Genomic DNA, 23,014 nt, shown 5'->3' on the forward strand with positions numbered 1-23,014 from the left:
AGCTAATCACCCTTCGCTTCGGTGTGGCGCGCATTCTACGGAGCGACCCAACCTCTGGCAAGCACTTTTTTAATTAATTTTCTCAGGCCTTCCAAAGGCTTAGAGAAGGGTTGGCCTATGCCACGGCGAAGACAATAATGCCCCCCTTTGTATAAAGGAGAGACTCACCCCATGTGGTTCAAAAACCTGCTGATCTATCGCCTGACCCAAGACCTGCCTGTCGATGCCGAGGCGCTGGAAACTGCACTGGCCACCAAACTGGCGCGTCCATGTGCAAGCCAGGAGTTGACCACCTACGGTTTCGTCGCGCCATTCGGCAAAGGCGAAGATGCGCCACTGGTGCACGTCAGCGGCGACTTCCTGCTGATCGCTGCGCGTAAGGAAGAACGTATTCTGCCGGGCAGCGTCGTGCGCGACGCGGTCAAGGAAAAGGTCGAAGAGATCGAAGCCGAGCAGATGCGCAAGGTCTACAAGAAGGAACGCGATCAGATCAAGGATGAAATCATCCAGGCGTTCCTGCCGCGTGCCTTTATCCGTCGTTCGTCGACCTTCGCTGCCATCGCGCCGAAACAGGGCCTGATCCTGGTCAACTCGGCCAGCCCGAAACGCGCCGAAGACCTGCTCTCCACAATGCGTGAAGTGCTCGGCACCCTGCCCGTGCGTCCGCTGACCGTGAAAACCGCGCCGACCGCCGTGATGACCGAGTGGGTCACCACCCAGCAAGCGGCCCCGGACTTCTTCGTTCTGGACGAGTGCGAGCTGCGCGACACCCACGAAGACGGCGGCATCGTGCGTTGCAAGCGTCAGGACCTGACCAGCGAAGAAATTCAGCTGCACTTGAGCACCGGCAAAGTTGTCACTCAGTTGTCGCTGGCCTGGCAAGACAAGTTGTCGTTCATGCTCGATGACAAGATGACCGTCAAACGCCTGAAGTTCGAAGACCTGCTGCAGGATCAGGCGGAGCAGGACGGTGGCGACGAGGCTCTGGGCCAACTGGACGCCAGCTTCACCCTGATGATGCTGACCTTCGGCGACTTCCTGCCGGCACTGGTCGAAGCGTTGGGTGGGGAAGAGACTCCGCAGGGGATTTAAACCTCTCTCCGGCGCCCTCCTTTATTGAGGGCGCCTGAAAAAAGCAAAGATCGCAGCCTTCGGCAGCTCCTACATTTGGAATGTGTTTCCCTGTATGAGCTGCCGAAGGCTGCGATCTTTTTGCTGGCACCGTATGCTTGGCTTCCTAACGCTTTCACATAATAAGGAACACGCCATGCGAGCACTGGCTGTACTGAGCCGCTTTGTCGGCAACACTTTCGCTTACTGGGTTCTGATTTTCGCCGTGATCGCGTTCCTGCAACCGGCGTGGTTTCTCGGTCTCAAGGGTGCGATCGTGCCGCTGCTGGGGCTGGTGATGTTCGGCATGGGTCTGACCCTCAAACTTGACGACTTTGCTGCCGTCGCCCGCCATCCGTGGCGTGTGGCGTTGGGCGTGGTCGCACATTTCGTGATCATGCCCGGTGTGGCGTGGTTGCTCTGCCAGATCTTCCATCTGCCACCGGAAATCGCGGTCGGGGTGATTCTGGTGGGCTGCTGCCCAAGCGGCACCTCCTCCAACGTCATGACCTGGCTGGCCCGCGGCGATCTGGCACTGTCGGTGGCAATTGCCGCTGTCACCACCCTGCTCGCCCCGCTGCTGACCCCGGCGCTGATCTGGCTGCTGGCTTCGGCGTGGTTGCCGGTTTCATTCATGGAATTGTTCTGGTCGATTCTGCAAGTGGTGCTGCTGCCGATCGTGCTCGGCGTGGTCGCGCAACGCGTGCTCGGCGACAGGGTGCGCCACGCGGTGGACGTGCTGCCACTGGTGTCTGTGGTCAGCATCGTGATCATCGTCACCGCCGTGGTGGCCGCCAGTCAGGCGAAGATTGCCGAATCCGGGCTGCTGATCATGGCCGTGGTGATGCTGCACAACAGCTTCGGCTACTTGCTGGGTTACTTCACCGGGCGCCTGTTCAAGTTGCCACTGGCGCAGCGCAAGTCGCTGGCGCTGGAAGTCGGCATGCAGAATTCGGGGTTGGGCGCGGCCTTGGCCAGCGCGCACTTTTCGCCGCTGGCGGCGGTGCCGAGCGCGTTGTTCAGCGTCTGGCACAACATTTCCGGGGCGTTGCTCTCGACGTACTTCCGGCGCATGAGCGAGAAAGAAGACCGTGAGGCGCTAGCGCAGCAGCCAGCCGACTGACCGGGAAACTTGATCCCCGGATTAATGCTCGGCAGACTATTTCGCTACGCGGGGACGACCCTGCGGCTCGATCGAGTTATCAATCTGGGGACGGCCCCGTCAATCGATGGAGGTCTCTCATGTCCTGGATCATTCTGTTTTTCGCCGGCCTGTTCGAAGTCGGCTGGGCCGTCGGCCTGAAATACACCGACGGCTTCACCCGCCCACTCCCCACCGTCCTGACCGTTGCGGCCATGGCCATCAGCCTTGGCCTGCTGGGCCTGGCGATGAAGGAATTGCCGCTGGGTACGGCTTATGCGATCTGGACCGGAGTCGGCGCTGTGGGCACGGTGATTGCGGGGATCATTCTGTTTGGTGAATCGATGGCGTTGATTCGCCTGGCCAGTGTGGCGTTGATCATTACCGGGTTGATTGGCCTTAAAGTAAGCGCTTAAGCCAATGGCCCCATCGCTGGCAAGCCAGCTCCCACAGGGATCTCCCATGAACACAATTCTTGTGTAAATCCAGAAAACCTGTGGGAGCTGGCTTGCCAGCGATGGGGCCAATTCAGATAACAACTATCTGACAGTCCCGCGCAACGCCCCCACCAACCCCTGCAGTTTCGCCGGCTCCGCCGCGTCCACTGTCACCGCCGAACCCGCCACCAACGTCACCCGCGACCACAACCGCTTGAACAGCCCCTTGTTCGGATCGCGGCTGAAGAAACTCCCCCACAACCCTTGCAACGCCAGCGGAATCACCGGCACCGGCGTTTCTTCGAGAATCCGCGTCAGCCCGCCCTTGAACTCATTGATCTCGCCGTCAGTGGTCAACTTGCCTTCCGGGAAGATGCACACCAGCTCACCGTCCTTCAGATACTGGGCAATCCGGGTGAAGGCCTTTTCGTAGATCTGGATGTCTTCGTTGCGTCCGGCAATCGGAATCGTCCCCGCCGTGCGGAAGATAAAGTTCAGCACCGGCAGGTTGTAGATTTTGTAGTACATGACAAAGCGAATCGGCCGACGCACCGCGCCGCCAATCAGCAGCGCATCGACGAACGACACGTGGTTGCACACCAACAGCGCCGCGCCCTCGTCCGGGATCGCCTCAAGGTTGCGGTGCTCGACGCGGTACATGGAATGGCTGAGCAGCCAGATCATGAAACGCATGCTGAACTCGGGGACGATCTTGAAGATGTAGGCGTTGACGCCGATGTTCAACAGCGACACAACCAGGAACAGCTGCGGAATCGACAGTTTGACCACACTCAGCAACACGATCGAAACGATCGCCGAGACCACCATGAACAGTGCGTTGAGAATGTTGTTGGCGGCAATCACCCGCGCCCGCTCGTTCTCGGCGGTGCGCGACTGGATCAACGCGTACAGCGGCACGATATAGAAACCGCCAAAAATACCGAGGCCGAGAATATCGACCAGTACCGCCCAGGTATGCGCAAAGCCCAGCACTTCGGTCCAGCTGTGGCCAGTGACGCTTTCCGGGATTCCAACGGAATGCCACCACAGCAGCAGGCCAAACACGGTCAGGCCGAACGAACCGAACGGCACCAGACCGATCTCGACTTTGCGCCCGGAGAGCTTCTCGCACAGCATCGAACCCAGCGCAATGCCCACCGAGAACACCGTGAGGATCAGCGTGACTACGGTTTCGTCGCCGTGCATCCATTCCTTGGCGTAGGCCGGGATCTGCGTCAAGTAAATCGCCCCGACAAACCAGAACCACGAGTTGCCGACAATCGAACGCGACACCGCAGGCGTCTGGCCCAGACCGAGTTTCAGCGTGGCCCAGGACTGGCTGAAGATGTTCCAGTTCAGACGCATTTCCGGCGAGGCCGCCGCCGCGCGCGGAATGCTGCGACTGGCGAGATAACCGATCACGGCAATGCCGACAATCGCGGTCGAAACCAGCGGCGCGTAGTGCGTCGAGGACATGATGATCCCGGCGCCGATGGTCCCGGCAAGAATCGCCAGGAACGTGCCCATCTCCACCAGACCGTTGCCGCCGACCAGCTCATCCTCGCGCAACGCCTGCGGCAGGATCGAATACTTCACCGGCCCGAACAGCGCCGAATGCGTGCCCATGGCAAACAGCGCCACCAGCATCAGCGACAGGTGATCGAAGAGGAAACCGATCGATCCGACGGCCATGATCGCGATTTCCGCGAGTTTGATCAGACGGATCAGCGCGTCCTTGGCGAATTTTTCCCCGAACTGCCCGGCCAGCGCCGAAAACAGAAAGAACGGCAGGATAAACAGCAGCGCACACAGGTTGACCCAGATCGAACGGTCACCTTCGATGGTCAGCCGATACAGAATGGCGAGGATCAGCGACTGCTTGAACACGTTGTCGTTGAACGCGCCCAGTGACTGGGTGATGAAAAACGGCAGAAAGCGCCGAGTGCGAAGCAGGTTGAACTGTGAGGGGTGACTCATCTTCCGTGTTTCCCTGAGGTCGGTAGAGAATGGCCTGGATCTGCTTATTGGAATCTCGATCGGCGATCCAGGCCACACCTTACCTAAACTTTTCAGGTTATTTCTTCAACCCTGCAATACAAGGTGAGACAAACAGCTCACCGCGCCACGCGCCTTGCACGGTGCGTTTACCGACGATCAGCCACATCACCGCCAGCAGACTCACCAGCACGCAGCCGACCACGCTGAAAAAACCCAGGTTCAGCGTGCTGGCGAGCTTGAGGGTCGCCAGCGAATACACGCCCAGCGGGAAGGTAAAACCCCACCAGCCGAGGTTGAACGGGATGCCGTCACGCAGGTAACGCGCGGTGATCAGCAGCGCCATCAACATCCACCACAAGCCGAAGCCCCACAGGGTGATACCGGCGACCAGCCCTACGCCTGCAGCGATTTCACCGATACCCGGCAGCCCGTTGGCGGCGAAGATCGCTGGTGCATCAGCGCCCAGCAGCAACATGCCCAACGCACCAGTGCCGATCGGGCCGAGGGCCAGCCAGCTCGAGGCGGCCATGTTTTCGTGAGGCAGTTTATGCAGCGCCATGCGCAGCAACAGGATGGTCAGAATGCTGAACGCCACCGGCAGGGAAAATGCCCAGAGCACGTAACTGGTGGTCAGCACTACCAGTTGTGCATGGGCATCAGCCAGATGCGGCGCGAGTAAGCCACCGCTGGCCGCCGCCACTTCTGCAGCCACCACCGGTAGCAGCCAGACGGCGGTCATCTGGTCGATGCTGTGTTCCTGACGGGTAAACATCATGTACGGAATCAACACACCGCAGGCCAGCGACATCGCCACGTCGAGCCACCACAGCACTTCGGCAAGATGAATCACACCCTCGCCCCAGCGTGGCAGGCCGAACAGCAGAAAGCCGTTAATGATGGTCGCCAGGCCCATGGGAATCGTGCCGAAGAACATCGATACGGTGGAGTGGCCGAAGATCCGCCGCGCTTCATCGAAGAATAGAATCCAGCGCGCGGCATAAGCGAAGGTAAACAAGGTGAACAACAGAATGTTGAACAGCCACAAACCTTCGGCCACCGCGTGCAACCCGGGGATCGCCACCGGCAATTGCGCCAGCGCCAAGGCGAGTACGCCGGTGCCCATGGTCGCGGCGAACCAGTTCGGGGTGAATTGACGGATCACTTCACGCGGATGCTGAAGCTGGCTTAACGGCTTGATGCCGGGTTTGGCTATGTTGGGGCAAGTCATCATGAGCTCCTGTCCTCAGGTGAGGTTGAGTCCATGGTAGAACCGAATCGAATATCTATATAACGGGTAATTTCTCTATCTGTTATCTACTTTGCAGATAAGCAGTCAAACACTGCCTTCGCTTTCGATTACCAGAATCCGCGCCACCCCCTGCGGGTGCGCAACGTGCTCAGTGCCGACCGAGGCGTAGAAAATGTCGCCGACCTCCAGCCGCACCTGCTTTTCTTCGCCCTGTTCGCGATAGTGCATCTGCACTTGACCGTCGAGCACCACGAACACCTCCTCGCCATCGTTGACGTGCCATTTGTACGGCTGATCAGTCCAGTGCAGGCGCGTGGTGATGCCGTTCATGTTGGCGATATCCAGCGCGCCCCAGGCACGCTCGGCGGTGAACGACTTGCTGCGGATAATCTTCATCTGTCGATCCGTGAAAGAAGGCCGGACAAAGGTAACTGAAACCACCGCGTTTATGGAGTGCTGCAAGCCTTGACTGCTTGCGGGCGCAGGCTGAGCAGCAGCGCGGCGACGGCCAGGGCGATCAATCCGGCGCCGTAGCCGTCGGTGGTCGCCAGCAACCCATAGGCTCGGGTCAAATGCCCGGCCAACAAGGCCGGCAGGCAGAACGCCAGATAACTCAGCGCGTAGTACGCCGACATCAAACCGGCCCGCTCATGCGGCAGGGCCAACGGCACCAGGCTGCGCACCGCGCCGAGGAAACCCGAGCCAAAGCCGCAACCGGCAACCAGTGTGCCGAGGAAAAACAGCGCCAGACTGGCACTGTGCACGCCAAGCAAAATCAGCAGCACGCCGACAGGCAGCAGACTGGCGCCGATTTGCAGGGATTTGCCGGCGGGACGATTGCGCAAAGTGAAAATCATCAGCGCCCCGGTCACGGTCAACGCCGAGACGGTCGCGCCGCCGATCAGGTTCGACGTCGAGCCGGTGGCGGTGCGCACCAGCGACGGCGCCAGTGAGGCAAAAAAGCCGCCGAGCGCCCAGGTTGCGGTGTTCAGAGGCAGCACACGCCACAAGGTCGAACGCGCCTGAACCGGCACATGCAGGGTTGGCCGCAGCGAAGCCCAGGCCCCGGCCTGCGGGGTGACGCTTTCCGGCAGACGCCAGACATACACCGCCTGCAACACAAACAGCGCCAGCAACAACCAGTAAGTCAGTTGCAACGGCGCCGGGGCGAATTCGGCCAGCAAGCCACAGCCCATGCTGCCCAGCGCCATGCCGAGCAACGGTGCGACGCTGTTAATCAACGGCCCATGCTGGCGGTCGGTGTCGAGCAGTGTGGCGCTCAAAACAGCGGTGGCCATGCCGGTGGCAAAACCCTGCAATACGCGGGCGCTGATCAGCCAGGCAACACTGTCGGCGCTGATAAACAGCAACATCGCCAGCGCATTGAGCAGCACGGCAGTGAAAATCACCGGTTTGCGCCCCAGATGATCGGACAGCGAACCGACCGTCAGCAGCGCTGCCAGCAGACTCAGGGCGTACACGCCGAAAATCAGGGTCAGCACCGCTGCCGAGAAGTGCAGTTGATCCTGATACAGGTGGTACAACGGCGTCGGCGCTGTGGAAGCAGCGAGAAAACTGAGTAAGGTGATCGCCAGAAAAATCAGGCTGCCACGGTTGGAAGCAAGGCTGGTCATGGGCACACTCCGCAAAAGCTAATTTTTTGCTTTTGCGGAGTGTGCGCTCGGCTTTGGCTTAAAGCAAATTCTTTGTGTTAAGGTCTGGCGCATGGCTATTAAAGAAGGTTTACGCCCCGGCGGCCGCAGTGCCCGGGTGCAAGAGTCGATTCATTCGGCAGTCCGCGCACTTCTGCAAGAACAGGAGCGCAGCACCGTGACCGTCCCGCAAATCGCGACGCGCGCCGGGGTCACGCCGTCGACGATCTATCGGCGCTGGGGTGATCTGGCAGCATTGCTCGCCGACGTCGCCCTCGCCCGCATGCGCCCGGACAGTGAACCGGCGGTGACCGGTGACCTGCGCGGTGATATCCGCGCCTGGGCCGAGCAGTATCTGGACGAGATGAGTTCGGAGCCTGGGCGCAACATGATGCGCGACGTGCAGGCCAGCGCCACGCCGGGGTATTGCGTGACGATCATTGGCGCGCAGTTGCAGACCATCATCGAGCGTCACCCTGACGAGTCGGCGCCGAGCGTTGATCATCTGATCAATCTGGTGGTGGCCCCGGTGGTGTTCCGGATTCTGTTTTCGGCGGCGGCGCTGGAGGTGGATGAGCTGCATCGGTTGATCGATATCGCGCTGAAACAGGACTGACGCTTTCGCTGGCAAGCCAGCTCCCACAGGGTCTGTGATGTTCACAAAATATGTGCCCACTGGAGTTCCTTGTGGGAGCTGGCTTGCCAGCGATGGGGCCTGACCGGTCACCCGAGAAACCACCCGGTTTCAAACCTGCGACACCCCGCCACGCCACGACCTTGGTCGACACTGACTAACCGCCGCACTCATGCGAGACTGTCCGCCCGGGCAGGATTGCCGGGGAGTCTTTTGTCGGGAGTGTTGCATGTCGCTGTCCACCGGGCTGATCGCCGCCGTCGCCCTGGCCTATATGGCCATCATGTTCGCCATCGCCTTCTATGGCGACCGTCGCAGCACGCCGTTGCCGCCGCGGATGCGCGCGTGGGTATACAGCCTGTCGCTGGCGGTTTATTGCACCAGTTGGACGTTCTTCGGCGCCGTCGGCCAAGCCGCCGAACAGCTGTGGTCATTCCTGCCGATCTACCTCGGGCCGATCCTCTTGTTGCTGGGCGCGCCTTGGGTCCTGCAGAAAATGGTGATGATCAGCAAACAGGAAAACATCACCTCGATTGCCGACTTCATCGCCGCGCGCTACGGCAAATCGCAATCGCTGGCAGTGGTGGTGGCGCTGATCTGTCTGGTCGGCGTTCTCCCTTATATCGCTCTGCAACTCAAAGGCATCGTCCTCGGTGTAAACCTGTTGATCGGCGCCGGTGCCGACGCCATGGGCACCCGCGCACAGGACACCGCGCTGATCGTGTCGCTGGTGCTGGCGCTGTTCACCATCGTCTTCGGTACGCGCAACCTCGACGCCACCGAGCACCACCGCGGCATGGTGCTGGCGATTGCCTTTGAATCACTGGTCAAGCTGTTCGCCTTTCTTGCTGTCGGCGCCTTCGTCACCTTTGGCCTGTATGACGGTTTCGACGACCTGTACAATCAGGCCATGCTCGCGCCACGACTGGAGCAATACTGGAAAGAAACCATCAACTGGCCGTCGATGGTGGTGCAAACGGGTGTGGCGATGATGGCGATCATCTGCCTGCCACGACAGTTTCATGTCACGGTGGTGGAGAACATCGACCCGCAAGACCTGCGCCTGGCCAAATGGGTGTTCCCGGCTTATCTGGCGCTGGCCGCGCTGTTCGTGGTGCCGATCGCCCTCGCCGGGCAGATGATGCTGCCGAGCCACGTACTCCCGGACTCGTTCGTGATCAGCCTGCCACTGGCCCAGGCCCATCCGGCCCTGGCGTTGCTGGCGTTCATCGGTGGTGCGTCAGCGGCCACCGGTATGGTGATTGTGGCCAGTGTGGCGCTGTCGACCATGGTTTCCAACGACATGCTCTTGCCGTGGTTGCTGCGCCGTAACAACGCCGAGCGCCCGTTCGAAGTGTTCCGCCAGTGGATGCTCTCGGTGCGCCGCGTGAGCATCGTGCTGATTCTGTTGCTGGCCTACGTCAGTTACCGCTTGCTCGGCTCCACCGCAAGCCTCGCAACCATCGGCCAGATCGCCTTCGCCGCCGTCACCCAACTGGCCCCGGCGATGCTCGGCGCGCTGTACTGGAAGCAGGCCAACCGTCGCGGGGTTTTCGCCGGTCTGGCCGCCGGTACGTTCCTCTGGTTCTACACGCTGATCCTGCCGATTGCCGCCCACAGTCTCGGCTGGTCGCTGAGCACGTTCCCGGGCCTTTCGTGGCTGCACAGTAACCCGCTGAACCTGCCGATCACCCCGCTGACCCAAGGCGTGGTGCTGTCACTGGCGGGCAACTTCACGCTGTTTGCATGGGTCTCGGTTTTGTCGCGCACGCGGGTCTCGGAACACTGGCAGGCCGGGCGCTTCATCGGCCAGGAAATCAGTGCTCGGCCGAGTGCGCGCTCGATGCTCGCGGTGCAGATTGATGATTTGCTGCAACTGGCGGCACGCTTTGTCGGTGAAGAGCGCGCGCGACAGAGCTTCATTCGTTTCGCTTACCGCCAGGGCAAGGGCTTCAACCCGAACCAGAATGCTGACGGCGAATGGATCGCCCACACCGAACGCCTGCTGGCCGGCGTGCTTGGTGCTTCTTCGACGCGCGCGGTAGTAAAAGCCGCCATCGAAGGTCGGGAAATGCAGTTGGAGGACGTCGTCCGTATCGCTGACGAAGCCTCGGAAGTCCTGCAATTCAACCGCGCCTTGCTGCAAGGCGCGATCGAAAACATTACCCAGGGCATCAGCGTGGTCGACCAGTCGCTGAAACTGGTGGCATGGAACCGGCGTTATCTGGAGTTGTTCAACTACCCGGACGGTTTGATCAGCGTCGGCCGGCCGATTGCCGACATCATTCGCTACAACGCCGAACGCGGCTTGTGCGGCCCCGGCGAGGCGGAAGTCCACGTTGCCCGGCGGCTGCACTGGATGCGTCAGGGCCGTGCGCACACCTCCGAACGCTTGTTCCCCAACGGCCGGGTGATCGAGCTGATCGGCAATCCGATGCCCGGCGGCGGCTTCGTCATGAGTTTCACCGACATCACCGCGTTCCGCGAAGCCGAGCAGGCGCTGACCGAGGCCAACGAAGGTTTGGAGCAACGGGTCAGCGAGCGCACCCAAGAGCTGTCGCAGCTCAACGTTGCACTGACTGAAGCCAAGGGCCATGCCGAGGCCGCGAATCAGTCGAAAACCCGTTTCCTCGCCGCCGTCAGCCATGACCTGATGCAGCCGCTGAACGCCGCGCGCCTGTTCTCTGCCGCCCTGTCCCATCAGGACGACGGCTTGAGCAGCGAAGCGCAGAAACTGGTGCAACACCTCGACAGTTCGCTGCGTTCGGCAGAAGACTTGATCAGCGACCTGCTGGATATTTCCCGGCTGGAAAACGGCAAGATCAACCCCGATCGCAAGCCGTTCGCGGTCAACGAGCTGTTCGACACCCTCGGCGCCGAATTCAAGGCGCTGGCGCAGGAACAAGGGCTGACGTTCCGGGTGCGCGGCAGTCATTTGCGCATCGACAGTGACATCAAGCTGCTGCGACGGATCTTGCAGAACTTCCTGACCAATGCGTTTCGCTACGCCAAAGGCCCGGTGCTGCTGGGCGTACGCCGTCGCGGCAGTGAACTGTGTCTGGAAGTGTGGGATCGCGGACCGGGGATTCCGGAAGACAAGCAACAGGTGATTTTCGAGGAATTCAAACGCCTCGACAGCCATCAGACCCGCGCCGAAAAAGGCCTTGGCCTGGGCCTGGCGATTGCCGACGGTTTGTGTCGCGTGCTTGGCCATACCCTGCGCGTACGTTCGTGGCCGGGACGCGGCAGCGTGTTCAGCGTCAGCGTGCCATTGGCCCGGACGCAAGCGCTGCCGCAAAACGCCGCGGTGGAGTTGAACGGCAAGTTGCTCAGCGGCGCGCAAGTGCTGTGCATCGACAACGAAGACAGCATTCTGATTGGCATGAACAGCCTGCTCACCCGCTGGGGCTGTCAGGTGTGGACGGCGCGCAATCGCGAAGAATGCGCGGCGTTGCTCAACGATGGCGTACGACCGCAACTGGCACTGGTCGACTATCACCTCGACCACGGCGATACCGGAACCGAGCTGATGGCGTGGCTGCGCACCACGTTAGGCGAGCCGGTGCCGGGGGTGGTGATCAGTGCCGATGGCCGCCCGGAGACGGTGGCGCAGGTGCATGCGGCAGGGCTGGATTATCTGGCCAAACCGGTGAAACCGGCGGCGTTGCGGGCGTTGTTGAGTCGGTATGTGCCGCTGTAAAGCAAAAGATCGCAGCCTGCGGCAGCTCCTACATGGGATTTGCATTCATCCTGTAGGAGCTGCCGCAGGCTGCGATCTTTTGCTCTTCACTCTGGCAGTTCGACCAGCCCGTCGACATCGGTCATCGCCCGTTCCAACAAGTCCGCCGGCAGACTCTTGCTCGCCCGCGCACCGAGCAGTTTGAGCTGTTCACTGCGGCTGACCAGGTTACCGCGCCCTTCCGTGAGTTTGTTGCGCGCCGAGCTGTAGGCCTTGTCCAGCTGTTGCAGGCGATTGCCGACTTCGTCCAGATCCTGAATGAACAGCACGAATTTGTCGTACAGCCAGCCGGCACGCTCGGCAATTTCCCGGGCGTTCTGGCTCTGCCGTTCCTGCTTCCACAGGCTGTCGATCACCCGTAACGTCGCCAGCAACGTGGTTGGGCTGACGATCACGATGTTGCGGTCGAACGCCTCCTGAAACAGCGTCGGCTCAGCTTGTAGAGCGGCGGAAAATGCCGCTTCGATCGGCACGAACAGCAAGACGAAATCGAGGCTGTGCAGGCCTTCCAGACGCTTGTAATCCTTGCCGGCCAGGCCTTTGACGTGACTGCGCAGCGACAGCACGTGCTGCTTGATCGCGATCTGGCCGAGGGTGTCGTCTTCAGCGGCGACGTACTGCTGATACGCCGTGAGGCTGACCTTGGAGTCGACCACCACCTGCTTGTCGCCCGGCAGGTAAATGATCACGTCCGGCTGGAAGCGCTCGCCGTCCGGCCCCTTGAGGTTGACCTGGGTCTGGTACTCGCGACCCTTCTCCAGACCGGCGTGTTCCAGCACCCGCTCAAGAATCAACTCACCCCAGTTGCCTTGGGTTTTCTGGCCTTTAAGGGCGCGGGTCAGGTTGGTCGCTTCGTCACTCAGACGCAGGTTCAATTGCTGCAGACGCTCCAGCTCTTTGGCCAGCGAAAAGCGCTCGCGGGCTTCGGCCTGATAACTCTCTTCCACGCGTTTTTCGAAGGACTGGATGCGCTCTTTCAGCGGATCGAGCAACTGGCCGAGACGCTGTTGACTGGTCTCGGCAAAGCGCTGTTCACGCTCATCGAAGATCTTTCCTGCCAGCTCGGCGAACTGCGCGCGCAACTCATCGCGCGAGCCTTGCAGGTCGCTGAGACGTTGTTGATGGCTTTCCTGTTGCTCGCGCAGTTCGGCGTTCAGCGAAGCGGTCTGAGCGTCGAGGCGGCGCAATTCGGCCTCTTTGTTGGCACGCTCGATGTTCCAGGCGTGGGACGCGTCACGGGCGTCATCGCGTTCGATCTGCAACAACTCGACTTCGCGGCGCAGAGCCGCCAACTCCGCCTGCCTGGCGGCATTGGCCTGGCCGAGGTCGACGATTTCATCGCGGCTGGCTTCCAACTGCGCGTTAAGCCCGTCCTGCGCCAGTTGCGCCATGGCCAGGCGCTCTTCGAGCAAGGCGACCTCGGCTTGCCGATCGCTGGCCCGCCGCTGCAGTTGCCAGGCCAGCGCCAGCAGCGGTAATCCCGCGCCCGCCAGACCGAGCAACACGCTGGTCAAGTCCATAGCCATAGCCACTCCTGCCGATCCGATAAAGCCTGAAGGTTAACCAAGGCGTGGGGTGTTGGACAGCTCAGTCTTCGAGCAGACCGAGTTCCCGTTGTGCACGACGGTCGCCGGCGCGAGCGGCCTGGCGCAGCAGATCCTGGCCGATGCGCCGATCCCGGGCATTGCCGCACTCGCGGCACATCAATTGGCCGAGGCGACTTTGCGCCGCGACTACGCCTTCGCGTGCCGGTTGCTTGAGCAGACGCCCCGCCAGATGCTTGGCATTACGGCTATCGCCCAGCCGCGGGCTGTCGAGCAGCCATTCGGCCACACGCACGGAAAATCGCTTGGGAGAGGTAACACGAGGGTGTTCGGAGGTAACAGAGTCTGATACTGAGCGAAACTTCATAAAACACTGTGGGACAGATCGGAAGGCGCGCCACTCTACTCTCTTTTTCGTACAGGTAAAGTCGAAAAAAAACCCGGCACGCCCGTGCTAGAGCAAGCGCTAGGGACAATCCACAGAAGCTGTGGATAACTCAGTGGACAACCGCTCCCGAACTCGCGCAAAGCCTTGTGGAATGGGGCTCGCAGTCAAACTGACGATTTTTTCACCAACAAAAAAAGACGATATTTTTCATTGACTTAAACTTTTGATGCAGGCAGCCACCGGGGTCAGGATTGATATGACGGTGAGGTTACCGTCTGCGCAACTAATGTGCACAAGTACCTGTTACCCGGTTATATCGATGCGCTTTTTCGGGTCGTTTTGCACCCTGAGCAGTGGATAAGCGGGTTGGCGATGGGCATGGCTGCACGCTTTTGTGGCGACGGACGGCTTCTTCGCGAGCAGGCTCGCTCCCACATTCGGTCCCTGTTCTCCTGTGGGAGTGAGCCTGCTCGCGAAAGGGCCAGCCCTGTCACCCACGATCCGCGCCACCGACCGAAATCTTTTTTGCCGCAGGGTTTGCATTGTCCAGGACGTTCCGTTACTATCCGCGGCGTTAGTACCAAGCTGAAAGTCAATTCCGGTCGAACACATCCCCACGGTCAACCTTCTTCCCAGAAGCCCTTCACCGAAAAAAGCGGGAACGACCCCTCGATGGTTTCCAGGTAAATCTTGCGCCAGCACAGCCTTTGAATGAATGCAAAGGGTGCTGCGAAGACCACTTACTCTGACCGAACCAACCTGCAAATTGATCAGGATCTTCACCCCGGGCCCAGAACCTCTGCCCTCGATGTGTTGCCTGTCCTCCTAAGTACCTACCTGCCAGCCCAAGCGCGCCAACTTATCAGCGCTTCAAACTGGCTGCTTTGTTCCAGTCGGGTTCTTTGTTCGACCAATGGTGGTCGACATTACTGGAACGTTTTAACGTTGCACGGTTCTTATCCGTGTCATTTGTAGGAACACCTAATAACTATGTCTACTCAAATCCAGACTCAGGATGCCATTCGCACCCTAACCAACGCTTTTGCCCCAATGAACTGCCTGATCATGGCCGCTCGCAAAGGCTGCTTCAGCTTCACCGTGGTCAATGAACACGGAATCGCCCGCCACAGCGAGCGTCTGTACCCCGATCAATACTCCAGCGCCGAGCCGCTGCAGGCCATTATTGATCGTACGCGTCAGGCCTTGATTGCCTGAGGGCCGAAAAGGGTGCAAAAGCAAAAGCCCCGCACATAATGCGGGGCTTTTTATTGCCTGATGTTTCGCTTTTAGCTTTTGACGTCTAAGCACCATCGGATATAACGCGACTGACCCAGCGCCGGAAATATTTTAAAAACAGGCCTTTACGACGTGAATATGACACTACACTTCAACTCAAGCGGCTTGATCCGCTTTCGGCGAGCCTGAGTCGATCCACCGCTGCCAAGGCCCCTTCAGGTTTCGCCGCCCCATTACAAGAATCGAGGGCATTATGGGTATCGCTGCCAGCGAACTGTGTCGCTACGTGATCCGTCCCACATTGATTTATCTGGGGCGTCACTGCGCAACCGCCGAATCCCTGCTGCTGGGAATCGCCGCCAGCCAGTCCGCCCTCGGCTCCGCCCTGCATGACCGCCGTGGCCACGGCCTTTACCGGATAGCCGAGCATCGCCACCAAGCCCTTTGGGATCACTACCTGGCTCTGGATCCGGAGCGCGCGAGCCTTGTTCGCGGTCTCGCCAGCCAGCATGCTTTTCTTAGCGGCCCGCACCTGGAATTGACCGTCAATCTGCGTTACGCCACCGCCATCGCCTGGCTGCTGGTAGAAGAACAACACCCCACCCTCCCCGCCCCGGGCGATCTGCTGGGCATGGCGCGAATCTGGCGTCAGACCTTCCAGCCGCAAGGCCGTCTGCGCGACTTCACCTACGCCTGGCAAACCTGTGTTTCACCGGTGAATCAGGTCGCGTGTTGACTGGCAAGTTTTAGAAGATCGCTCAACAGGTCGCGAATCTGGTCGGATTGTCCTACAAAACCGCTCTAAATCAAGGCATAGGGACTATAGCGCTGGAACGAAAATGTTGGTAATTTTCGCCCCGGTGATCACCAGGAGTTCTAATAATGAAAAAAGTCATGCTCAAAACCACCCTTAGCCTCGCCGTTACCATGGCATCCACCCAGATCTTCGCAGCTGGCTTTGCCATCAACGAACACAGCATCAGCGGGATGGGTACTGGTTACGCTGGGCGATCCTCTTCTGCCGACGACGCAAGCACTGTTTATGGCAACCCTGCCGGCATGTCGCGCCTCACGCGCGAACAAGTCACCGGCGGTGTTGCATTCCTCGATGCCAAGACCGATATCAGCGACGCCAGCTCCAGCCCTAACGGCGGCAGCAACAAAGGCGACATGGTGCCCTTCACCTCCGTACCTATGGGCTTCTACGTCAAACCGATCGATGAGCACTGGGCATTCGGCCTCGGCGTGTACGTGCCGTTCGGCCTGATTACCGACTATGAAAAAGGCTTTGGCGGCCGTTACTTCGGCAGCAAGTCCGAAGTACAAGTCATCACTTTCCAGCCAACTGTCAGCTACAAGTTTAACGACGTGGTGTCGATCGGTTTTGGTCCGACCATCAACCGCATCGACGGCACGCTGGAATCCAACCTGTCGATCACCCAGGCCGCGCCGGACGGCAAGGTCAAGATCAAGGGTGACGACACCGCGCTGGGCTACAACATCGGCGTGCTGGTACAAGCCACCGACACCACGCGTCTGGGTCTGACCTACCACTCGAAAGTCGATTACAAGCTCGAAGGCAACACCAAGGTCAACTACGGCGTATTGGGCGCCGTCGGTCTGGGCGCCGAGCAGAAGTACGACGCTTCGCTGAAGATCACCACGCCTGAATCGGTGGACTTCTCGGTGACTCAGGCGATCAACGATCGCTGGAACGTCTACGCCGGTTCGACCTGGACCCGCTGGAGCCAGTTGAAGAAGATCACCGTTGAAAACTCGGGCGTCCAGCCGCTGCTGGCCGGCCAGTTCGGCGAGATCACGGAAGAGCAGAACTGGCACGACTCCTGGGCTTACGCCGTGGGTACTTCGTACCAGCTGAACAAGGAATGGGTACTGCGTACCGGTCTGACCTTCGACCAGTCGCCGACCAACAACGTCGACCGCTCGCCACGCATCCCTACTGGCGACCGCACAATCTTCAGCATCGGTGCCGGCTGGAGCCCGACCGAAGACCTGACCATCGACGTGGCTTACTCGTACCTGAAAGAAGAGTCGGTCAAGGTCCACAACCAGAACGATCGTGGCCAGACCTACGACGCCAAGTATGAAAACTCGGCAAACGGTTTCGGTGTTGGCGCTACTTACCGCTTCTGATGCTGCACGGCGAGGCTAAACCTCGCCCACAGAAAAGCCCCGCTCTCTTTGCAGAAAGCGGGGCTTTTTTGTGCCTGAGATTTACAACCTGTAGGAGCTGTCGAGTGAAACGAGGCTGCGATCTTTTGATCTTGTTTTTTAAGATCAAAAGATCGCAGCGTTCCGCAGCTCCTACAGGGTCATGGCTGCAGTGGTTTTGAGGCGATGGCCTTTTCAACTGCCGCAATAAACTCTGGATCATCCGGTTTGGTCAGGCTGGAGAAATTGGCAATCACCTTGCCTTGCCGGTCGATCACGTACTTGTAGAAATTCCACTTCGGCGCACTGCTCTGTTCGGCCAGCACCTTGAACAGGTGAGTCGCATCGTCGCCACGAACCTTCTGCGGCTCGGTCATGGTGAACGTCACGCCGTAGTTGGCGTAGCAGACCTTGGCGGTTTCGGCGCTGTCCTTGGACTCCTGCTTGAAGTCATTGGAGGGCACGCCGAGCATTTCCAGGCCTTGCGCCTTGTAATGCTGATTGAGCGCTTCGAGGCCCTCGAACTGGGGGGCGAAGCCACAGAAACTGGCGGTATTGACCACCACCAGCGGCTTGCCGGCGTAGCGCTGGCACAGATCGACGGATTCCTTGGCGCGCAACTTGGGCAACGAACCTTGCAGCGCCTCCGGGCAATCAGCCGCCTGGGCCAGTCCGGTCAACGCCATCAGCAACGCGGGTACAGCACACCAGCGCATGAGCATGTCGGGCATCCTTTGAGCAGTCATCAGACTCCCGACGTTACTCGTCATCCAAGCCTACAAGCAAGCGCCCATGCCCAACTGCATCAACGCCAGGCCGCCCTGATGCCAGCCCCACCACACCAGCGCCAGCAACAGGGCACCGAGTGCAGTGAAAGCAATTCGTGGCCAGGAGCGCTTCATACGGCGCCGACAGTCGGCTGCAGACGCGCCACCGGACGCTCGCGTACCGGCCAGTTCAGCGCGGCCGCCAGCAGGCTCAAAAGAATCGCCACTTGCCAGATCAAGTCATAACTCCCGGTACGGTCATACACCACGCCACCCAGCCAGCCGCCGAGGAACGAGCCAAGCTGATGAAAGAGGAACACGATGCCGCCGAGCATGGACAGATTGCGCACACCAAACAAGGTCGCCACCGTGCCGTTGGTCAACGGCACCGTCGACAGCCACAGGAAGCCCATGGCCATGCCGAACAGGTACGCCGACGTCGTCGTCACCGGCAGCCACAGGAACAGCACGATCACCACCGCACGCAGCAGGTACAACGCCGTCAGCAGACGCGGCTTGGACATGCGTCCGCCGAGCCAGCCAGCGGTATAAGTGCCAAAGATATTGAACAGACCGATCAGCGCCAGCACCGTGGTGCCGACGGTTGCCGGCAGATGTTGATCAACCAGATAGGCCGGCAGATGCACACCGATGAACACCACCTGAAAGCCGCAGACGAAAAAGCCGAATGCCAACAGCCAGAACCCCGAGTGCGAACAGGCTTCGCGTAACGCTTCGGACAGGCTCTGTTCATGGCCCAGCACCGGCAGCGGCTTGTCCTTGAGCATGCTCACCAGCGGCACGATCAGCGCCACCAGCAGGCCCAGCACCAGCAACGCCGCCGACCAGCCGAGCCAGCCGATCAAACCCAGTGTGCCCGGCAACATCGCAAATTGACCAAAGGAGCCGGCGGCACTCGCAATGCCCATGCCCATGCTGCGCTTTTCCGGCGGCACCGCACGCCCGACCACGCCGAGGATCACCGAAAACGAGGTGCCGGACAGGCCGATACCGATCAATAGACCCGCACTCAGCGACAAGGTCAGCGCCGAATCGGACAGCCCCATGCACACCAGGCCCGCGGCATACAGCACGCCGCCGACCAGCACCACTTTCGCCGCACCGAAACGGTCAGCCAGCGCGCCAGTGAACGGCTGCGCCAGGCCCCAGATCAGATTCTGCAAGGCAATGGCGAAGGCGAACACTTCGCGCCCCCAGCCGAACTGCGCACTCATCGGCGACAGGAACAGACCGAAGCCGTGTCGCACGCCCAATGACAACGCCAGAATCAGCGCACTTCCCAGCAACACCCAACCGCACGTACGCCACATCGATGTCATTGTTATTCTCCGTTCGCGGGTATATACCCGCTTAAATCCGGAAAAACCGGCCTTCAGGCCAGTTCATCCAACAGTCGCAGCAAGGTTTCACGCTTCTCGGCGCCCAGGCGATCGATCAATCGCTGTTGCGCCGCTTCCCAGGCCGGTAGCGCCGCCGCGAGGCGCTGTGCACCGGTTTCGGTGAGCCGGACGATGCGGTTGCGCATGTCCTCGCCCTCGGCCAGCGCCACCAGGCCCTCACCTTCGAGTACCCGCAGATTGCGCCCCAAAGTGCTGCGATCCAGACCCATGGCTTCGGCCAGTTCCGAGATGCTCGGTTGATCCAGACGCTGCAGATTGCACAGCAAAGAATACTGGGCAACGTTGATCCCGAAGCCGTCGAGAGCGCCGTCATAATGCCTGCTGACGCCACGAGCGGCGCGACGCAGGTTGGTGCACAAACACTGAGAAGGAAGCATGATGCGTGTATATACCCGCGACTGTGTTAAATCAAGTTACACATGAGTTTATCAATAAGGATTGTGGCGTCTGACACATCCCCATCGCTGGCAAGCCAGCTCCCACAGTTTTTTGCAAGTGTTCAAAAAATCTGCAAACGCCTCAATACCTGTGGGAGCTGGCTTGCCAGCGATGAGGTCCGAACAGGCAACAGACACCTGTCAGACCAACACCACCCCAACCAGCACCGCCATCTCCAGCAATTCCAGCAACGCCCCCGCCGTATCGCCCGTGGTCCCGCCCAACCGCCGAATCATCACCTGCCGCAGCCAGACAAACCCGACGAACGCGACAACCAGCGCAACAATCGCTTTCACCCCGGCAATCAGCAAACAGGCCAGCGCACTCGCCCCAAGCACCCACCAACCGGCCCTGCGCGGCAAATGATCAGCCAACGCCTGCCCCAGACCTCCCGCGCGCACATACGGCGTGGTCAGAAACAGCCCCAGCAACGCCGCGCGCCCCAGCAGCGGCACGATGATCAACATCACCGCGTGCCCTTGCTCGACCAGCGCCAGCAACGCGCAAAACTTCAGCAGCAACACCAACAACAGTGTCACCACGGCAATCGGCCCGCTGCGCGGATCCTTCATGATCGTCAGCGTGCGCTCGCGATCACCGAAACCACCAAGCCAGGCATCAGCGCTGTCAGCCAGACCATCCAGATGCAGCGCGCCGCTGAGCAGCACCCACACCGTCAGCAGCAACGCCGCATGCAACAACAGCGGCGCGCCGGCCAATACCAGGTTGAATACCCAGAGGATCACCCCGAACAGCAGCCCCACCAACGGATAAAACAACAGCGAACGCCCGAGCTGTTGCGGCTCCGGCATCCCCGGCAGACGAATCGGCAAGCTGCTGAGAAATTGCAGGGCGATCCACAGTGGCAGCATCTCAGTGACCTTCCTTGAGCACGCCATCGGCCTCGACGCTGAGCGCGAACAGCGAAGCATGCGCGACTTCGACATTGAGCAACTGCTCACGTGGCAAACCTCGCGCCTGCGCCAGCAACAGACGCATCACGCCGCCATGACTGATCAACAAAACGCGTTCACCGGCATAGGCCTGATGCAAACGCGCAACCGCGCCCAGCACGCGCGCCGCAAAATCAATGACCGGCTCACCCTGCGGCGGCGTGAAAGCATACGGATCGGCCCAGAACAACCCCAGCGCCTCGGCATCGGTCTCCATCAGTGCCGCTGCGCTCTGCCCTTCCCAGGCACCGAAATGCAGTTCCTGCAGGTCCTTGTCCAACTGCACCGGCAGATTCAGTTGCTCGCCCAGCTCTGCAGCGAACCGCGCGCAACGCTGCAGCGGCGAACTGATCAAGCGATCCCACGGCCCGCCCGCCAGCACCGCCGCACGCATCTGCGCCCAACCCTTTTCCGTGAGCGCATCATCGAGGCTACCGCGCAATCCGCCGCCCAGCTCCGTCTCACCGTGGCGCAGCAGGTCCAGACGCAACGTCATGCCGGACGATCCGCCACCGCCGCTTCGGCGAACGTCGCCATCTGCCCGTGCAGGTCGCAGGCCAGACGCAACAGCGGCACAGCCAACGCTGCCCCGCTGCCCTCGCCCAGTCGCAAACCGAGTTCCAGCAGCGGTTCGGCGTGGAGGGTTTCCAACACATGACGATGGCCCGGCTCGGCGCCACGATGGCCGAACAGCAACCACTCGCGGCAGGCCGGATTCAGCCGCACCGCGACCAACGCGGCGACCGTGCAGATAAAGCCGTCGACCAGCACCGCCACGCCTTCCTGCGCACAGGCCAAGTACGCGCCGACCAGTGCGGCGATTTCAAAACCGCCGAGGTTGAACAAGGTTTGCAGCGCATCGCCACGTTGCGCCGCGTGCAGCGCCAGTGCGCGCTCGATCACTTGTGCTTTATGGCTGACGCCTTCGGCGTTCAACCCGGTGCCGGGACCGGTCAGGTGCGCCACCGGGCAATCGAGCAAGGCACACGCCAGTGCACTGGCGGCAGTGGTGTTGCCAATGCCCATTTCGCCACCGATGAACAACTGTGCGCCCGCCGCTTTGGCGCGCAGCACGCTGTCACGACCGGCCTCCAAGGCGAGTTCGCCCTGCGCTTGGGTCATCGCCGCGCCCTTCGCGAAATTCGCCGTGCCCGGGCCGATGTTAAGGTGGCGCACGCCCGGCAGGTTCAACGATGGCGTTACCGTACCCAGATCGACCACCTCCAATTGCGCATCAAGCTGGCGCGCCAGCACGCTGATCGCCGCACCGCCGCTGACAAAGTTGAGCAACATCTGCCCGGTGACTTCCTGCGGGAACGCGGAAACGCCTTCCGCGACCACCCCGTGATCACCGGCGAAAATCGCGATCCAGACTTGCTTAAGGGTCGGCTTGATCTGTCCCTGCAATCCGGCCAGTTGCACCGCCACGCTTTCGAGGCGACCGAGGGAACCGGCCGGTTTGGTCAGTTGCTGTTGGCGCGCCGCCGCCTGTTCAACGATCTCGGCATTCACGGATTGGCACGGGTTCAACCACCACGCTTGAGTCATAACGCAGGTCCTTTCAGGGTCAGGGGCAGGCCGGCGACGGTCAGGACGACTCGCTGACAACGCTCGGCCAGAGCTTGATGCAGCCAACCGGCTTCATCGACGTAGCGGCGAGTCAATTCGCCCAGCGGCACGACACCCATTCCGGTCTCGTTGCTGACAAAAATGATTTCCCCCGGCAATGACGCCAGGCAGTTCAGCAGGGCTTCACGCTCAGCGGCGAGACGCGCGGCGTCATCGAGCATCAGCAGATTGGTCAGCCACAGCGTCAGGCAGTCGACCAGCAGGCAACGCTCGGCACTGGCGTTTTCACGCAGGACGCGGGCCAGTTGCAGCGGTTCTTCGATCAACGCCCATTCGGCCGGACGCCGGGCGCGGTGATGGGCGACGCGTTCGTTCATCTCGCCGTCCAGCGGCTGGCTGGTGGCGATGTAAGTGACCGCCAGTTGGCTGTCGCTGGCGAGTTTTTCCGCCAGGCGACTTTTGCCGGAGCGGGCGCCGCCGAGGATCAGTTGGTGCATGGGGACATCCTGAAAATTATGTGTTGAGGCCACTGACCCCTTCGCGGGCAAGCCCGCTCCCACAGTGAT

At 60.7% G+C, this 23,014-nt stretch carries 22 protein-coding genes; 8 read left to right on the top strand and 14 right to left on the bottom strand.

Annotated elements, in window-relative coordinates:
- Window positions 1-171 precede the first annotated feature (171 nt).
- From rdgC to sugE, 3 genes are all read left to right on the top strand, one after another.
- A complete protein-coding gene (gene rdgC / locus OC71_RS24660) occupies window positions 172-1,092 on the top strand; it encodes a recombination-associated protein RdgC (protein WP_003223096.1) in 921 nt (306 codons plus the stop codon).
- Between the two features lie 175 nt (window positions 1,093-1,267).
- Complete coding sequence (locus OC71_RS24665; RefSeq protein ID WP_041074305.1) at window positions 1,268-2,233, top strand: bile acid:sodium symporter family protein; 966 nt, start codon at window positions 1,268-1,270, stop codon at window positions 2,231-2,233.
- 119 nt (window positions 2,234-2,352) lie between these two features.
- Window positions 2,353-2,667: a quaternary ammonium compound efflux SMR transporter SugE gene (gene sugE, locus OC71_RS24670; RefSeq protein ID WP_003223093.1), complete on the top strand. Its 315-nt coding sequence runs from the start codon at window positions 2,353-2,355 to the stop codon at window positions 2,665-2,667.
- Window positions 2,668-2,790: 123 nt separating this feature from the next.
- Here sugE and OC71_RS24675 read toward each other — a convergent pair whose 3' ends face one another.
- The 4 genes from OC71_RS24675 to OC71_RS24690 form a co-directional block, all read right to left on the bottom strand.
- Entirely contained in the window at window positions 2,791-4,665 is a 1,875-nt protein-coding gene (locus tag OC71_RS24675; protein WP_041074307.1) for an MFS transporter, read from the bottom strand.
- Window positions 4,666-4,762: 97 nt separating this feature from the next.
- On the bottom strand, window positions 4,763-5,914 hold the full coding sequence (locus OC71_RS24680) for a TDT family transporter (protein WP_041074309.1): 1,152 nt from the start codon (window positions 5,912-5,914) through the stop codon (window positions 4,763-4,765).
- 105 nt (window positions 5,915-6,019) lie between these two features.
- The gene (locus OC71_RS24685) at window positions 6,020-6,331 is read right to left on the bottom strand and encodes a cupin domain-containing protein (RefSeq protein WP_041074310.1); all 312 of its coding nucleotides are present in this window, start codon (window positions 6,329-6,331) and stop codon (window positions 6,020-6,022) included.
- A gap of 50 nt (window positions 6,332-6,381) precedes the next feature.
- Window positions 6,382-7,569: an MFS transporter gene (locus OC71_RS24690; RefSeq protein WP_041074312.1), complete on the bottom strand. Its 1,188-nt coding sequence runs from the start codon at window positions 7,567-7,569 to the stop codon at window positions 6,382-6,384.
- 91 nt (window positions 7,570-7,660) lie between these two features.
- Between OC71_RS24690 and OC71_RS24695 the strand changes: the two genes are divergently transcribed.
- Window positions 7,661-8,203 carry a TetR/AcrR family transcriptional regulator gene (locus OC71_RS24695; RefSeq protein WP_041074314.1) on the top strand — a complete coding sequence of 181 codons (543 nt, stop codon included), beginning with the start codon at window positions 7,661-7,663 and terminating at the stop codon, window positions 8,201-8,203.
- A 247-nt stretch (window positions 8,204-8,450) separates the two neighbouring features.
- Window positions 8,451-11,921 carry a PAS domain-containing hybrid sensor histidine kinase/response regulator gene (locus OC71_RS24700; RefSeq protein ID WP_041074315.1) on the top strand — a complete coding sequence of 1,157 codons (3,471 nt, stop codon included), beginning with the start codon at window positions 8,451-8,453 and terminating at the stop codon, window positions 11,919-11,921.
- Window positions 11,922-12,007: 86 nt separating this feature from the next.
- Here OC71_RS24700 and rmuC read toward each other — a convergent pair whose 3' ends face one another.
- Complete coding sequence (gene rmuC, locus OC71_RS24705) at window positions 12,008-13,372, bottom strand: DNA recombination protein RmuC (RefSeq protein ID WP_161794919.1); 1,365 nt, start codon at window positions 13,370-13,372, stop codon at window positions 12,008-12,010.
- Between the two features lie 175 nt (window positions 13,373-13,547).
- Window positions 13,548-13,871: a sel1 repeat family protein gene (locus OC71_RS24710; RefSeq protein WP_084234297.1), complete on the bottom strand. Its 324-nt coding sequence runs from the start codon at window positions 13,869-13,871 to the stop codon at window positions 13,548-13,550.
- Between the two features lie 1,011 nt (window positions 13,872-14,882).
- Between OC71_RS24710 and OC71_RS24720 the strand changes: the two genes are divergently transcribed.
- The 3 genes from OC71_RS24720 (at window position 14,883) to OC71_RS24730 (ending at window position 17,282) form a co-directional block, all read left to right on the top strand.
- Window positions 14,883-15,107, top strand: coding sequence for a hypothetical protein (locus OC71_RS24720; protein ID WP_007962908.1), 225 nt, complete (start codon window positions 14,883-14,885; stop codon window positions 15,105-15,107).
- 274 nt (window positions 15,108-15,381) lie between these two features.
- Complete coding sequence (locus tag OC71_RS24725) at window positions 15,382-15,864, top strand: hypothetical protein (RefSeq protein WP_041074321.1); 483 nt, start codon at window positions 15,382-15,384, stop codon at window positions 15,862-15,864.
- Between the two features lie 146 nt (window positions 15,865-16,010).
- Entirely contained in the window at window positions 16,011-17,282 is a 1,272-nt protein-coding gene (locus OC71_RS24730) for an OmpP1/FadL family transporter (RefSeq protein ID WP_041074323.1), read from the top strand.
- Between the two features lie 179 nt (window positions 17,283-17,461).
- On the opposite strand, the gene OC71_RS24735 is transcribed toward OC71_RS24730, so the two are convergent.
- From OC71_RS24735 to cobU, 8 genes are all read right to left on the bottom strand, one after another.
- Window positions 17,462-18,022 (bottom strand): glutathione peroxidase, encoded by a 561-nt coding sequence (locus OC71_RS24735; protein ID WP_041074325.1) that lies wholly within the window; start codon window positions 18,020-18,022, stop codon window positions 17,462-17,464.
- A gap of 54 nt (window positions 18,023-18,076) precedes the next feature.
- Window positions 18,077-18,202 (bottom strand): hypothetical protein, encoded by a 126-nt coding sequence (locus OC71_RS28600; protein ID WP_256198942.1) that lies wholly within the window; start codon window positions 18,200-18,202, stop codon window positions 18,077-18,079.
- Complete coding sequence (locus OC71_RS24740; protein ID WP_041074326.1) at window positions 18,199-19,407, bottom strand: MFS transporter; 1,209 nt, start codon at window positions 19,405-19,407, stop codon at window positions 18,199-18,201. The genes OC71_RS28600 and OC71_RS24740 overlap by 4 nt, the downstream gene beginning before the upstream one ends.
- A 53-nt stretch (window positions 19,408-19,460) precedes the next feature.
- Complete coding sequence (locus OC71_RS24745; protein WP_007950413.1) at window positions 19,461-19,865, bottom strand: MarR family winged helix-turn-helix transcriptional regulator; 405 nt, start codon at window positions 19,863-19,865, stop codon at window positions 19,461-19,463.
- A 201-nt stretch (window positions 19,866-20,066) separates the two neighbouring features.
- Window positions 20,067-20,798, bottom strand: a complete 732-nt coding sequence (locus tag OC71_RS24750; RefSeq protein WP_041074328.1) for an adenosylcobinamide-GDP ribazoletransferase — start codon at window positions 20,796-20,798, stop codon at window positions 20,067-20,069.
- 1 nt (window position 20,799) lies between these two features.
- A complete protein-coding gene (cobC, locus tag OC71_RS24755; RefSeq protein WP_041074330.1) occupies window positions 20,800-21,375 on the bottom strand; it encodes an alpha-ribazole phosphatase family protein in 576 nt (191 codons plus the stop codon).
- A complete protein-coding gene (gene cobT / locus OC71_RS24760) occupies window positions 21,372-22,427 on the bottom strand; it encodes a nicotinate-nucleotide--dimethylbenzimidazole phosphoribosyltransferase (protein WP_041074332.1) in 1,056 nt (351 codons plus the stop codon). The genes cobC and cobT overlap by 4 nt, the downstream gene beginning before the upstream one ends.
- Window positions 22,424-22,945, bottom strand: a complete 522-nt coding sequence (cobU, locus tag OC71_RS24765) for a bifunctional adenosylcobinamide kinase/adenosylcobinamide-phosphate guanylyltransferase (RefSeq protein ID WP_041074334.1) — start codon at window positions 22,943-22,945, stop codon at window positions 22,424-22,426. The genes cobT and cobU overlap by 4 nt, the downstream gene beginning before the upstream one ends.
- Window positions 22,946-23,014 lie beyond the last annotated feature (69 nt).

The sequence above is a fragment of the Pseudomonas sp. W15Feb9B genome, assembly GCF_000828175.1.
GTDB lineage: Bacteria > Pseudomonadota > Gammaproteobacteria > Pseudomonadales > Pseudomonadaceae > Aquipseudomonas > Aquipseudomonas parakoreensis.

Coding starts and splice junctions, on each gene's coding strand:
- rdgC (WP_003223096.1), top strand. CDS start 172: ATGTGGTTCAAAAACCTGCTGATCTATCGCCTGACCCAAGACCTGCCT.
- OC71_RS24665 (WP_041074305.1), top strand. CDS start 1,268: ATGCGAGCACTGGCTGTACTGAGCCGCTTTGTCGGCAACACTTTCGCT.
- sugE (WP_003223093.1), top strand. CDS start 2,353: ATGTCCTGGATCATTCTGTTTTTCGCCGGCCTGTTCGAAGTCGGCTGG.
- OC71_RS24675 (WP_041074307.1), bottom strand. CDS start 4,665: ATGAGTCACCCCTCACAGTTCAACCTGCTTCGCACTCGGCGCTTTCTG.
- OC71_RS24680 (WP_041074309.1), bottom strand. CDS start 5,914: ATGACTTGCCCCAACATAGCCAAACCCGGCATCAAGCCGTTAAGCCAG.
- OC71_RS24685 (WP_041074310.1), bottom strand. CDS start 6,331: ATGAAGATTATCCGCAGCAAGTCGTTCACCGCCGAGCGTGCCTGGGGC.
- OC71_RS24690 (WP_041074312.1), bottom strand. CDS start 7,569: ATGACCAGCCTTGCTTCCAACCGTGGCAGCCTGATTTTTCTGGCGATC.
- OC71_RS24695 (WP_041074314.1), top strand. CDS start 7,661: ATGGCTATTAAAGAAGGTTTACGCCCCGGCGGCCGCAGTGCCCGGGTG.
- OC71_RS24700 (WP_041074315.1), top strand. CDS start 8,451: ATGTCGCTGTCCACCGGGCTGATCGCCGCCGTCGCCCTGGCCTATATG.
- OC71_RS24710 (WP_084234297.1), bottom strand. CDS start 13,871: ATGAAGTTTCGCTCAGTATCAGACTCTGTTACCTCCGAACACCCTCGT.
- OC71_RS24720 (WP_007962908.1), top strand. CDS start 14,883: ATGTCTACTCAAATCCAGACTCAGGATGCCATTCGCACCCTAACCAAC.
- OC71_RS24725 (WP_041074321.1), top strand. CDS start 15,382: ATGGGTATCGCTGCCAGCGAACTGTGTCGCTACGTGATCCGTCCCACA.
- OC71_RS24730 (WP_041074323.1), top strand. CDS start 16,011: ATGAAAAAAGTCATGCTCAAAACCACCCTTAGCCTCGCCGTTACCATG.
- OC71_RS24735 (WP_041074325.1), bottom strand. CDS start 18,022: ATGCTCATGCGCTGGTGTGCTGTACCCGCGTTGCTGATGGCGTTGACC.
- OC71_RS28600 (WP_256198942.1), bottom strand. CDS start 18,202: ATGAAGCGCTCCTGGCCACGAATTGCTTTCACTGCACTCGGTGCCCTG.
- OC71_RS24740 (WP_041074326.1), bottom strand. CDS start 19,407: ATGACATCGATGTGGCGTACGTGCGGTTGGGTGTTGCTGGGAAGTGCG.
- OC71_RS24745 (WP_007950413.1), bottom strand. CDS start 19,865: ATGCTTCCTTCTCAGTGTTTGTGCACCAACCTGCGTCGCGCCGCTCGT.
- OC71_RS24750 (WP_041074328.1), bottom strand. CDS start 20,798: ATGCTGCCACTGTGGATCGCCCTGCAATTTCTCAGCAGCTTGCCGATT.
- cobC (WP_041074330.1), bottom strand. CDS start 21,375: ATGACGTTGCGTCTGGACCTGCTGCGCCACGGTGAGACGGAGCTGGGC.
- cobT (WP_041074332.1), bottom strand. CDS start 22,427: ATGACTCAAGCGTGGTGGTTGAACCCGTGCCAATCCGTGAATGCCGAG.
- cobU (WP_041074334.1), bottom strand. CDS start 22,945: ATGCACCAACTGATCCTCGGCGGCGCCCGCTCCGGCAAAAGTCGCCTG.